Source organism: Micromonospora sp. CPCC 205561, from assembly GCF_036906775.1.
GTDB lineage: Bacteria > Actinomycetota > Actinomycetes > Mycobacteriales > Micromonosporaceae > Micromonospora.
Window position 1 is genome coordinate 1 of the sequence record NZ_JBAKHV010000019.1, and the last position, 12,049, is coordinate 12,049.

9 protein-coding genes, 2 tRNA genes and 1 pseudogene are annotated in these 12,049 nt (G+C 74.6%); 7 read left to right on the forward strand and 5 right to left on the reverse strand.

Annotated elements, in window-relative coordinates:
- Nucleotides 1-209 (reverse strand): annotated as a pseudogene (locus tag V6V16_RS12625) (hypothetical protein); the annotation flags it as partial.
- Nucleotides 210-839: 630 nt separating this feature from the next.
- Here V6V16_RS12625 and V6V16_RS12630 point away from each other — a divergent pair.
- From V6V16_RS12630 to V6V16_RS12650, 5 genes are all read left to right on the forward strand, one after another.
- The gene (locus tag V6V16_RS12630; RefSeq protein WP_334562196.1) at nucleotides 840-1,664 is read left to right on the forward strand and encodes a universal stress protein; all 825 of its coding nucleotides are present in this window, start codon (nucleotides 840-842) and stop codon (nucleotides 1,662-1,664) included.
- A gap of 126 nt (nucleotides 1,665-1,790) precedes the next feature.
- On the forward strand, nucleotides 1,791-4,193 hold the full coding sequence (locus V6V16_RS12635) for a phosphoketolase family protein (protein WP_334562197.1): 2,403 nt from the start codon (nucleotides 1,791-1,793) through the stop codon (nucleotides 4,191-4,193).
- A gap of 46 nt (nucleotides 4,194-4,239) precedes the next feature.
- The gene (locus V6V16_RS12640) at nucleotides 4,240-5,112 is read left to right on the forward strand and encodes a universal stress protein (protein WP_334562198.1); all 873 of its coding nucleotides are present in this window, start codon (nucleotides 4,240-4,242) and stop codon (nucleotides 5,110-5,112) included.
- A gap of 198 nt (nucleotides 5,113-5,310) precedes the next feature.
- Entirely contained in the window at nucleotides 5,311-6,321 is a 1,011-nt protein-coding gene (locus V6V16_RS12645) for an Acg family FMN-binding oxidoreductase (RefSeq protein ID WP_442934075.1), read from the forward strand.
- A 143-nt stretch (nucleotides 6,322-6,464) separates the two neighbouring features.
- Nucleotides 6,465-8,096 (forward strand): sensor histidine kinase, encoded by a 1,632-nt coding sequence (locus tag V6V16_RS12650; RefSeq protein WP_334562265.1) that lies wholly within the window; start codon nucleotides 6,465-6,467, stop codon nucleotides 8,094-8,096.
- 367 nt (nucleotides 8,097-8,463) lie between these two features.
- On the opposite strand, the gene V6V16_RS12655 is transcribed toward V6V16_RS12650, so the two are convergent.
- Nucleotides 8,464-9,102, reverse strand: coding sequence for a response regulator transcription factor (locus V6V16_RS12655; RefSeq protein ID WP_334562199.1), 639 nt, complete (start codon nucleotides 9,100-9,102; stop codon nucleotides 8,464-8,466).
- Nucleotides 9,103-9,335: 233 nt separating this feature from the next.
- On the opposite strand from V6V16_RS12655, the gene V6V16_RS12660 reads away from it, so the two are divergent.
- A complete protein-coding gene (locus V6V16_RS12660) occupies nucleotides 9,336-10,310 on the forward strand; it encodes an Acg family FMN-binding oxidoreductase (protein ID WP_334562201.1) in 975 nt (324 codons plus the stop codon).
- A gap of 36 nt (nucleotides 10,311-10,346) precedes the next feature.
- Here V6V16_RS12660 and V6V16_RS12665 read toward each other — a convergent pair whose 3' ends face one another.
- From V6V16_RS12665 to V6V16_RS12675, 3 genes are all read right to left on the reverse strand, one after another.
- Nucleotides 10,347-11,357 (reverse strand): NAD-dependent epimerase/dehydratase family protein, encoded by a 1,011-nt coding sequence (locus V6V16_RS12665; RefSeq protein WP_334562202.1) that lies wholly within the window; start codon nucleotides 11,355-11,357, stop codon nucleotides 10,347-10,349.
- A 351-nt stretch (nucleotides 11,358-11,708) separates the two neighbouring features.
- A tRNA-Val gene (locus V6V16_RS12670) sits at nucleotides 11,709-11,783 on the reverse strand.
- A 48-nt stretch (nucleotides 11,784-11,831) separates the two neighbouring features.
- Nucleotides 11,832-11,904 (reverse strand) — tRNA-Gly (locus tag V6V16_RS12675).
- On the opposite strand from V6V16_RS12675, the gene V6V16_RS12680 reads away from it, so the two are divergent.
- On the forward strand, nucleotides 11,875-12,021 hold the full coding sequence (locus V6V16_RS12680; protein WP_334562203.1) for a hypothetical protein: 147 nt from the start codon (nucleotides 11,875-11,877) through the stop codon (nucleotides 12,019-12,021). The genes V6V16_RS12675 and V6V16_RS12680 overlap by 30 nt on opposite strands.
- Nucleotides 12,022-12,049: the final 28 nt, after the last annotated feature.

The window sequence follows — 12,049 nt, forward strand, 5'->3', positions numbered from 1 at the left end:
GACAACTCGACACGCGACTGCGCACCCTGCACACCGTGCGGCACCAACTTGCCCATGTCCGGCGACGCCTTGTCGGCCCGCACGGCCACCGCCACCGGCCCGCCCTCGACCGACGGCACGGCATGAGCCGCGACCGGACCGGCGAACACACCACCGGCAAACGCCAGACCAGCAACACCCAGCACGCTCTTACGCAGCATCGTGTTCACAACAAAGCTCCATTCGGGGGTCGGCACCCCGCACACCGAAAAGGGGGATCTCGGTGGGGATGCGAGCACCGTCGGCGCTCATGTACTCAGGGGAATCTCCGACATCACGCGCCGAAGACCAAAGACCAGATCGGCCGTCTCGACCGGAGACCGGACCGGCGGGGCGGGGGAACGCCCTCACGTCGGCCGGACCCTGTGCAACGACCACCGGCCCGCCAACATTCCGCCGGCCCCGACAGACACACCCACCTGCCGGCGGACCCTGCCTCGGTCGTACCCTGCCTCGGTCGTACGCAGGGTGTAACGCCCCCACCCCCGCCACGATTCCGCCCCCACCATGCCCCCGACCACACCCACAGACCGGACAAACCACACGACCGGACCCGATCACCCCAGCCGGCCCGAGCCGAACCGGACAGCCGCCACCGGACCGGACGACCGTCGCACCGGGTCGACCCGGCGACGCGCCGGGCGGCAGACCGCGAATGACCGGCGACCGCGCGACCCCGCCGTGCCCGGGGCGGGGATCCAATCCAGGGGACGCCGCACCCGCCGATCCCGCCCCACCGCCGTACCCGCCGGACTAGCCTCGACAGAAGAGCCGGCGCGACGCCCGCGGAGGTGATTCGGATGGCCGCAGCCTCCGACGAGGCGGTGGTGGTGGGGCTCGGCTCGGAACGCAACCTGCCGGTGGTCGGGCTGGCCGCGCGGGAGGCCGCCACGCACGGCCGCCCGTTGTTCCTGGTGCACGCGTTCAACTGGACGACGGCGCTGGAGGCCCCGTCGATCGCCGGGCCGCGCGCCGACGCCGAGGAGCTGATCTCCCGGGCCACGACGATCGCCCACGAGATCGAGCCGGCGCTGCCGGTCAGCGGCGAGATCGTCGAGGGGGCGCCGGTCGCCACCCTGGTGCGCCACTCCGAGTCGGCGTTCCTGCTCGCCGTGGGCGACGGCGGCATGGCGGACTGCGCCGACTGCGTACCGGTCGACGCGCCGGCGGTGCAGCTCGCCGCCCGGGCCGGCTGCCCGGTGCTGGTGGCCCGACGCCAGCCGCCCCCGCAGGGTCCGGTGCTCGTCGGGGTGGACGGCTCCGTCAGCTCCCAGGTCGCGTTGGACTGGGCGTTCGAGTGCGCGGCCCGGCGGGAGGCGCGGCTGCTCGCGGTCCGCGTCGTCGAGCCGGGGGACGGCGCCGTGGAGCCCGACCCGCTCGTCGCGATGGTGGCCCGCTCCGCACGCCGGTTCCCGTCCGTGGCGACGGAGTGTCACGCGATCCGCGGTGATCCCGGCACCGTCCTGGTGGACCAGTCCCGCTCGGCGCAGGTGGCGCTGGTCGCCGCCCGGGGCGACGAGCCGTGGCGGGGAATGCTCGGCGCGGTGAGCCAGGCCCTGCTCTACCACTCCCCCGCCCCGGTGATCGTGGTGCGCGGGCTGACCGCGCTGCCGGGACGGGCTTGACGCCCGCCCGGCACGGGACCAACGGCCCTGATCGACACCGGCACCGGTCGGGGAAGCTGACACCGGCCGGCCCGATCCGCGCTCCGAGGATGCAGGACTCCCCTACCCGCGAGAGGCTCATGCAGTATGGACACCGCTCCCGACCTGGACAGTCCCCTGACCGACGACGAGCTGCGCCGGCTGGACGCCTACTGGCGGGCGGCGAACTACCTGACCGTGGGGCAGATCTACCTGCTGGACAACCCGCTGCTCCGCGAGCCGTTGACGGCCGAGCACGTCAAGCCCCGGCTGCTCGGGCACTGGGGCACCAGCCCCGGGCTGAACCTGCTCTACGCCCATCTCAACCGGGTCATCGTCGCCCGTGACCTCTCCGCCATGTTCGTCACCGGGCCGGGGCACGGCGGCCCGGCGATCGTCGCGAACACCTGGCTGGAGGGCACCTGGAGCGAGGTGTACCACCACATCGACCGCGACGAGGCCGGCATGGCACGGCTGTTCCGCCAGTTCTCCTTCCCCGGCGGCATCCCCAGCCACGTGGCGGCGGAGGTGCCGGGTTCGATCCACGAGGGCGGCGAGCTGGGGTACGCGCTGAGCCACGCCTACGGCGCGGCGTTCGACAACCCCGACCTGCTGGTGGCGTGCGTGATCGGGGACGGAGAGGCGGAGACCGGCCCGCTCGCCGGAAGCTGGCTCTCCAACGTGTTCCTCAACGCGGCCCGCGACGGCGCGGTACTGCCCATCCTGCACCTCAACGGCTACAAGATCGCCAACCCGACCGTGCTGGACCGGATCCCCGAGGACGACCTCCTCGCCATGATGCGCGGCTTCGGCTACCAGCCGTACGTGGTCGCCGGGGACGACCCGGCGACCGTGCACCAGGTGCTCGCCGGCACGCTGGACCGGGCGCTGGACGAGATCGCCGCCGTCCAGCGGCAGGCCCGCTCCGGGGGCACCGTCGAACGCCCCCGTTGGCCCATGATCATTCTGCGTACGCCGAAGGGCTGGACCGGGCCGCGGGAGGTCGACGGCAAGCAGGTCGAGGGCACGTACCGCGCGCACCAGGTTCCGTTGTCGGAGGTACGCAGGAACCCGGAACACCTGGCCGAGTTGGAGCGCTGGCTGCGCAGCTACCGGCCGGAGGAGCTCTTCGACGCCACCGGGGCGCCGGTGGCCGAACTGACGGCGCTGCCGCCGAGGGGCGAACGGCGGATGAGCGCCAACCCGGTCACCAACGGCGGCCTCGTGATGCGCGACCTGACACTGCCGGACTTCCGCGACTACGCCGTCGACGTGCCGCACCCGGGCGAGACCGCGGCCGGCGCGACCGGCGCCCTCGGCCCCTGGGTCCGCGACGTGATCACCGCCAACCCGCAGACGTTCCGCCTCTTCGGGCCCGACGAGGTCGCCTCCAACCGGCTCGGCGCGGCGTTCGAGGTCACCGACCGCGTCTGGGTCTCCGGCACCGTCCCCGGCGACGACCACCTCTCCCCCGACGGGCGGGTGATGGAGGTGCTCTCCGAGCACCTGTGCCAGGGCTGGCTGGAGGGCTATCTGCTGACGGGGCGGCACGGCATCTTCACCAGCTACGAGGCGTTCATCCACATCGTCGACTCGATGGTCAACCAGCACGCCAAGTGGCTGAAGGTGACCCGGGGCATCCCGTGGCGGGCGCCGGTGCCGTCGCTGAACTACCTGCTCTCCAGCCACGTGTGGCGGCAGGACCACAACGGCTTCTCCCACCAGGACCCCGGTTTCATCGACCACGTGATCAACAAGAAGGCCGAGGTGGTACGCGTCTACCTGCCGCCGGACGCCAACACGCTGCTCTCCACGATGGACCACTGCCTGCGCAGCCGGCACTACATCAACGTGGTGGTGGCCGGCAAGCAGCCCGCCCCGAACTGGTTGTCGATGGAGGAGGCCGTCCAGCACTGCCGGCGCGGCGTCGGGATCTGGGACTGGGCCAGCACGGACGCCGGCAGCGAGCCGGACGTCGTGCTCGCGTGCGCCGGGGACGTGCCGACGCTGGAGACGCTGGCCGCCGCCGGCCTGCTGCGCCGGCACCTGCCGGAGCTGAAGGTGCGGGTGGTCAACGTGGTCGACCTGATGCGTCTGCAACCGGCGTCGGAGCACCCGCACGGGCTGTCGGACAAGGAGTTCGACACGATCTTCACCCGGGACAAGCAGGTCATCTTCGCGTACCACGGCTACCCGTGGTTGATCCACCGGCTCACCTACCGCCGGACCAACCATGACAACCTGCACGTACGCGGCTACAAGGAGGAGGGCACCACCACCACGCCGTTCGACATGGTGATGCTCAACGACCTGGACCGCTTCCACCTGGTCATCGACGTGATCGACCGGGTGCCGGGGCTGGCAGACCGGGCCGCCCACCTGCGGCAGGAGATGGTCGACGCGCGCCAGGCGTGCCGGGACCACACCCGCCGGCACGGCGAGGACGATCCCCGCGTCGCCGAGTGGCGCTGGGTCCGCGAGACGGACCCCGGACTCCGGGGTGACCAGTGAGCAGTGGGCTCGCGAGCCCCGCGGCCGCGGACGAAGGGTGGTCCCGATGAGCGGCAACGAGATCCTGGTCGGCTACGACGGCTCCGCCGACGCCGCCGCGGCGCTGGACTGGGCGCTGGAGGAGGCCGGCCGCACCGGGCGGCCGGTGCGGCTGGCGTACGTCTTCGAGTGGCTCACCGTGGCCGGTTGGATCGGCCCCGGCGTCGCTCCCGGCATCTGGCCGGACGACACGGCCCGCCGGCAGGTCGAGGAGCTGGTGCACAAGGCGGCGGCGGACGCGGCCGCCGCCCACCCGGAGCTGACCGTCACCGGTGAGGTGCTCGACGGGCCGCCCGCGCTGGTGCTCCAGGAACGCTCCGAGCGCGCCGACCTGCTGGTGCTGGGCACCCGGGGGCACGGCGGCTTCGGCGGGCTGCTGGTGGGCTCGACCGCCGTCACGGTCACCGCGCACGCGCACTGCCCGGTGGTGGTGGTCCGTGGCGACTCCGCCGCCGGCGGGCGCAGCGGGCACGTGGCGGTCGGCGTGGACGGCTCCGAGTGCTCGCTGCTGGCGCTGGGCTTCGCGTTCGAGCAGGCCGCGGCCCGACGGGTGCCGCTGTGCGTGGTGCGGGCCTGGCACGCGCCCGCCGGTCAGCGCCCGCCGGCGGGTCCCGAGGCGCGGGAGGCCGCGGCGGCCGACCGGGCCGAGCTGGACGAGCCGCTGGCCCGGTGGGGCGCGACGTTCCCCGAGGTGGCGGTCACCGTGGCGGTGACGCAGGGCAGCGCGGCGTCCCTGCTGGTCGACGCCAGTCGCGCCGCGTGCCTGGTGGTGGTCGGCACCCGCGGTCGGGGCGGCCTGAAGGGGATGCTGCTCGGATCGGTCAGCCAGCAGCTCATCCAACACGCGAGCTGCCCGGTGGCGGTGGTCCGCGAACGCTGAGTGCGCGGAAAGGCCTCGCGGTCGGGTTCCGACGCGCCGGAGGGTCTCCCGCGGCCGGTCTGCGACCGGCCGCGCGGGCCGGCGGCGCTCGGTGACCCGCGTGCGGCCGTACGTGGCATGGCGCAGGATGGAGCGGCAACCCCGCCCGGGACACCACCGGGCCGGGGCACGACGGGGAAAGACGGAGAGGTCGTAACGATGAGCCACGAGACGCCGGCGACGGGCCGCCCGCTGACCACCGCACTCGCGGAGGCCGCCGCGACGGCCGGGCACGCCCCGTCGATGCACAACAGCCAACCGTGGCGGTGGCGGGTCCTGCCGGACGCGCTGGAGCTGCGGATGGTCCGCGACCCCCGGCTCACGGCGACCGACCCCGAGGGGCGGCTGATGGCGTACAGCTGCGGGGCGGCGCTGCACCACGCGCGGGTCGCGCTGGCCGCGGAGGGCTGGACGGCCCTGGTGGAACGGATGCCCGACCCCGCCGACCCGGACCTGCTGGCCCGGCTGACCGGGCTGGCCCGCGCGGACGCCGACACCGACGCCATGCGTCTGGTGCAGTGCATGCGGGTACGGCACACCGACCGGCGGCCGGTCAGCGACGAGCCGGTGCCGACCAGCGCCCTCGGGGAGATCGCCTCGACGGTCGCCGCCGAGGGCTGCCAGCTCCAGTTCCTCGACCGCGACAACGTCCTGGAGCTGGCCGCCACGGCCGGGCGCGCGGCGAGCGTCGAGGCGGAGGACCCGCAGCTGCGCGAGGAGCTGGAGTACTGGACCAGCCGCGGCGACGCCGGCACCGGCCTGCCGCCGGAGGTGCTGCCCTCGGAGGCGCCGCAGACGACCGTGCCGGCCCGCGACTTCGGCCGCCCCGGCACCCTGCCGATCGGCGCCGGGCACGACCGGGCCGCCGTGTACGGGCTGCTCTACGGAGACGAGGACGAGCCCGACAGCTGGCTGCGGGCCGGGGAGGCGCTCTCGGCCGCCTGGCTGACCGCCACCCGGCTCGGGATCTCCGTGGTGCCGCTGAGCGGCGTGGTGGAGGTGGCGGGCACCCGGCAGACCCTGCGCGGGCTGCTGGCCGGTCTCGGCTACCCGTACCTCGTGCTGCGGTTGGGGATCGCGGACCCGGCGCACGCGGGGCCGCCGCACACCCCGCGGCTCGCCGTCGCCCAGGTGGTGGACACCTCGGCGGTGCGACCCACCGACGCGTAACGGCGATCGGGCCACGGACACCGGGCGGATACCATCGCCCGGTGTCCGACAGCGCAGCGAGCCAGCACCCCGAACGGCACGTGACGCCCTCGCTGGGGCTCAGCCCGCTGTCCCGGGTGCGACTCGACGAGCTGCTCCAGGAGATGCTGGACCGGGTCGGCGAGGTGGTGACCAGCCGGGAACGGCTGCGGGCCCTGCTCGACGCGGTGGTCGGCATCGGCACCGACCTCGACCTGCGCAGCACGCTGCAACGGATCGTGCGGGCGGCCTGCGAGCTGGCCGGCGCCCGCTACGGCGCGCTGGGCGTGCTCGGCCAGGACCACCTGCTGCACGACTTCATCACCCACGGCATCGGCCCGGAGCTGCACGCCCGCATCGGCGACCTGCCCCACGGGCGGGGCGTGCTCGGCCTGCTCATCGACGATCCCCGCCCCCTGCGGATGCCCGACATCACCCAGCACCCGAAGTCCTACGGGTTCCCGCCGCACCACCCGCCGATGCACAGCTTCCTCGGCGTTCCCGTGCGCATCCGCGACCAGGTCTTCGGCAATCTCTACCTGGCCGAGAAGCAGGGCGGCGCCGAGTTCACCGAGGACGACGAGGAGATCGTCGTCGCGCTCGCCGCCGCGGCGGGCGTGGCGATCGAGAACGCCCGCCTGTACGCGCTGGCCCACCGGCGGGAACGCTGGCTCGCGGCGACCGCCGAGATCACCGGCGTGCTGCTGGGCGAGGTGCGCCGCACCGACGCCCTGGCCCTGGTGGCGCGGCGCGCCCGCGAGGTCGCCGAGGCGGAGGTCGCACTGGTGCTGCTCTACGACCCCGACGCCGAGGAGTTCACCGTCGAGGTGGTGGACGGCGCCGACGAGCAGTCCGGGGCGCTGGTCGGTACCGTGCTGCCGGCGGCCGAGACGAGCTTCGCCGCCGCCGTGGCCGAGGGCCGGCACGACCGGGTGGCCGACCTGGCCCACGCCGCCCCCTGGCCGGCGCTGCTGCGGACCGGCCCGGCGGTGGTCGCGCCGCTGGCCACCGCCGACACCCTGCACGGCGTGCTGGTGATCGCGCACCGGCCCGACCGGGCGCCCGTCGCCAACGACGACGACACGGCCCTGCTGGGCAGCTTCGCCGGGCAGGCCGCGCTGGCCATGGAGCGGGCCCGGGGGCAGGAGGAACGGGAACTGCTGGTGGTCCTGGAGGACCGCGAGCGCATCGCCCGGGACCTGCACGACGTGGTCATCCAGCGGCTCTTCGCCACCGGGCTGCAACTGCAGAGCGCCGCCCCGATGACGACGAAACCGGAGGTCGCCCGGCGGATCAACGCCGCCGTCGACGACCTGGACGCCACCATCAAGGACATCCGCCGCACCATCTTCGAGCTGCGTACCCCCATGAGCGCGACACTGCGCACCGAGATCCGGGAGGCCGTCGAGGCGGCCGCCGAGGCGCTCGGCCACCGGCCGGGCCTGGAGCTGACCGGCCCCATCGACAGCGCCGTGCCCGACGCGGTCCGCCCCGAGCTCACCGCCGTGCTGCGCGAGGCCCTCTCCAACGCCGTACGGCACGCCCGCGCCACCCGGGTGGAGGTGGCGGTGCGCGTCGACGCCGGCCGCGTGTCGCTCACGGTCACCGACGACGGGGTGGGCTGCGACCCGGCCGCCGCGCGGGGCGGCCTGGTCAACCTGCGCGAGCGCGCCGAGCGCCACGACGGCGAGTTCGAGGTACGCCGAGCCCAACCCCACGGCACCGAACTCCACTGGTCGGTCCCGCTCCGGGACTGACCCCCGCCCGCCACCTGACGCCCCACGCCCCACGCCCCACGCCCCACGCCCCACGCCCCACGCCCCCGCGATCTTGCACTTTCCGCCCCGGCAAAGGGGGCATATGCCTCGCGCCACGGGCCGCAAGTGCAAGATCGGCGACACGACGAGGGTGGCGGTGGGCGCTGGGCAGCGCACTCCGCCCCACGTCCCTCGCGATCTTGCACTTGTCGCCCGGGCAGAAGGGGCGAATCCACCGCACGAAGGGCCGGAACTGCAAGATCGGCGGCGATCAAGGCGACGCGGAGGCGTGGAGGCAGGGCGGGGCGGAGGCGGAGGCGGCGGGGTGGGTGGGGCGGGGCGGGGCGGGGCGGTGGGTGGGAGAGGGTCAGTGGGGCTTGCCGAGTAGGCGGGTGGCCAGGACGGCGGCCTGGGTACGGCGTTCCAGACCCAGCTTGGCAAGCACACTGGAGACGTAGTTCTTGACCGTCTTCTCGGCCAGGAACATCTTCCCGGCGATCTCCCGGTTGGTGAGGCCCTCGGCGACGTACTCCAGGATCCGCCGTTCCTGCTCGGTGAGCGACCTCAGCTCGGCGGGCTGCTCGACGCCGCTGCGGATGCGGTCCAGCACCCGGGTGGTGATCGCCGGGTCGAGCAGCGACTGGCCGGCGGCCACCCGGCGTACCGCGTCGACCAGGTCGGTGCCGCGGATCTGCTTGAGTACGTAACCCGCCGCGCCGGCCATGATCGCCGCGAAGAGCGCCTCGTCGTCCTCGTACGAGGTGAGGATCAGGCCCTTGATCGAGGAGTCCACGGCCCGTACGTCGCGGCACACGTCGATGCCGTTGCCGTCGGGCAGCCGCGCGTCGAGGATCGCCACGTCCGGCCGCAGGGCCGGGATGCGCCGGGTCGCCTCCTGGGCGAGCCCGGACTCCCCGACCACCTCGATGTCACCGCTGCTCTGCAGCAGGTCGGCCAGGCCACGGCGGACGACCTCGTGGTCGTCGAGCAGGAACACGCGGATCATCCCTCGTTTCTACCCCCTGCCGGTCCGGTCCCGCACGGGCCGAAGGTCCCGAAGCGGCGTCACCCGCCCCCCGGGCCGGACCGGCGACGGGCCGTCGGCACCGGCAGGCGGCGGCGGGGCCGGTCGGGCCCACGGGGTCGGGATGTCCGGCCCTGCCCGCTCCCCGACGAGCGGCGCACGGTGGGGAGGAACCAGTCGGGTACGGCACGACCTGTCGCGGAAGGAGCACGACCATGGAGACCGGCTTCACCGTCGAGCAACTGCGGACCGCCGCGACCGACGCCGTACGGGCACCGTCGATGCACAACACCCAGCCGTGGCGGTTCCGGCTGCGCGACGGCGGCATCGAGGTGCTGGTCGACGCGGACCGGCGGCTGCCGGCCACCGACCCGAACGGCTGGGGCGCCCGGATCGCCTGCGGGGCGGCGCTGTTCAACCTGCGGCTCGCCCTGGCCGTGGCCGGCACCCCGGCGACGGTCCGGCTGCGCCCCCACCCGGCCGAGCCGGACGTGGTGGCCCGGCTGGTGCCGGACGTACCGCGCCACCCCACCCCCGCCGAGCGGGCGCTGCACTCGGCCATCCCCCGGCGGTACAGCAACCGGGCGCCGTTCTGGCCCGACCCGGTACCCGCCGACGCCCGCTGGCGCCTCGCCGAGGCGGCCCGCGCGGAGCGGTGCTGGCTGGAGCTGCTGGTCGGCGTCGGCGCGGTGAACGCGTTCGCCGAGATCGCCCGGGGCGCCCACCGGGTGCTGGAGCGAAGCCCGGAGTACCGGGCCGAGCGCCAGGAGTGGGTGCGCGCCACGCCCGCCCCGGACGGGGTGCCGGCCGCCTCGGGCGGCCCGCGGGGCGAGCCGCAGGACGTGTTGCCGTCGCGCGGCTTCGGTGGCCTCGACCGGGCGCCGGGACGGGACTTCGAACCGGAGCCGCTGGTGGCGGTGCTCGGCTCGCCCGGCAACACGGCGGTCGACCAGGTCGTCGCCGGGCAGGCGTTGCAGCGGGTGCTGCTGACGGCGACGGACTCGGGGCTGGCGGCGTCGATGCTGTCCCAGCCGATCGAGGTGCCGTCGGCGCGCGATCAGCTGCGGCTCTCGCTGGGGCGGTTCGGCACGCCGCAGATGGTGCTGCGCGTCGGGTACGGCCAGCCGGGCTGGCCGACCCCGCGCCGCGTGGTGGACGAGGTGCTCGACCTGCCGGTGACCCGATCCTGACCGGCGGGTGAACCGGCGCCTCTCGTCCGACCGGGGTCAGGCGCCACCCATGCCCGTCGCGGAGAGCAGCGCCGCCTCCCGCCGCGGGTCCAGCCCGACCGGGGCCCGCTGCGGCCGTCCCGCCCGCGGTGGGACCGTGCCGACCTGTCGCAGCCACGCCCAGGTGTCGACGACCGTCCCGGCCACCGGGCGACAGGTCAGCCCCGCCGCGTACGCGCGCTCGACGTCGCGCTCCTGCAACCAGCGGTACTCGTGCCCGGCCGGGATCCAGATCGGCAGATCGTTCCACGGCACCACCCCGGCGGCCAGGATCGGCTCCGGGTCGGTCCAGCGCAGCCGGGCGGCGGAACCCGTCGCCGCCACGCAGGCGTCCAGCAGCTCGCCCATGGTGGTGTGCCCGGCGCGGCTCACCACGTTGAACGTGCCGCCCCGCCGCTGCGCGCCCCGGTCCAGCATCCAGCAGGCCAGGTCCCGCACGTCGACGTACTGCACCGACAGGTCGGCCGGCCCCGGGGCCAGCACGTCCCCGCCCCGGGCGATCCGCGTCAGCCACCAGGGCAGCCGGCCGATGTCCTCCCCCGGCCCGAGGACCAGCCCGGCCCGGGCGATCAGCGCCTGTTCCCCGAACACCTCCCGCACGGCGCGCTCGGCGCCGGCCTTGTTGGCCGCGTAGTCACCGTCGGGGGCGTCCGGCGCGGCGGCCACCACGGGGGCGTCCTCGTCCGAGCCGGGGGCGACCGGCGCGGCGTAGACCGAGCCGCTGGAGACGTAGACGTACCGGTCGACCCGGTCGACCAGCGCCCGGGCGGCGTCCCGCGCCGCCCGGGGCGCGCCGTCCCAGGTGTCCACCACCAGGTCCCACTCGCCGTCCGCCAGCGCCGACAGCCCGCCGGGCGCCGTCCGGTCGCCCCGCAACCGGCGTACGCCCTCCGGCGGCCCGCCGTGCAGTCCGCGGTTGAAGACCGTCACCGTCCAGCCGCGACGCACCCCCTCGGCGACCGTCGCGCCACCCACGAATCCCGTTCCACCGAGCACCAGCAGTCTCATGCGCTCCACTGTGCCGGCCCCGGACGGCCACCCCGCACCCCGTTCACGGTCAGCGGATCTGCCCACGGCAGAAGCCGGGCCCCCGTGGTGGATCAGCGCGCGGCGAACTCGTACGCCTGGCCCTGTCGCCGTCGACGCTCTGGGGCGACGCCCCGGGCGCCAGGCGGGCGGTGACCGGCCTGCTCACCGAGCTGGGCTGGGGCTGGCCGTCGGCGCGGCTCGTGGACCTCGGCGGGGTGGCGAACGCGCGGTGAGCCGGGGCGTCGGTGCTCATGGTCCGGTCGCCGGTCGCCGCCCCGGGACCGGTGCGGCGCGCGCACCGGAACGCGGCCCGGTGGTACGCCGTGCACGTGGTGGGCGATACTGGGTTTGAACCAGTGACCTCTTCCGTGTCAAGGAAGCGCGCTCCCACTGCGCCAATCGCCCGGGGTGACCGCCCCGTCCGGCAGGCCGGACCACGTTGGGCGGATCGCGAGCGGACGACGGGATTCGAACCCGCGACCCTCACCTTGGCAAGGTGATGCGCTACCAGCTGCGCTACGTCCGCGTGCCGCCGGTGTTCGTCGGCGACGAGCAGACTCTACCCGACGGCAAGATCGCCCGACAGGCAGCCCCGCCGCCGCCGACCCGGCGATGGTTGCACCGCTCAACGGCGGGGTACTGAGGTCCATCGACAGCACACCACATCCCCT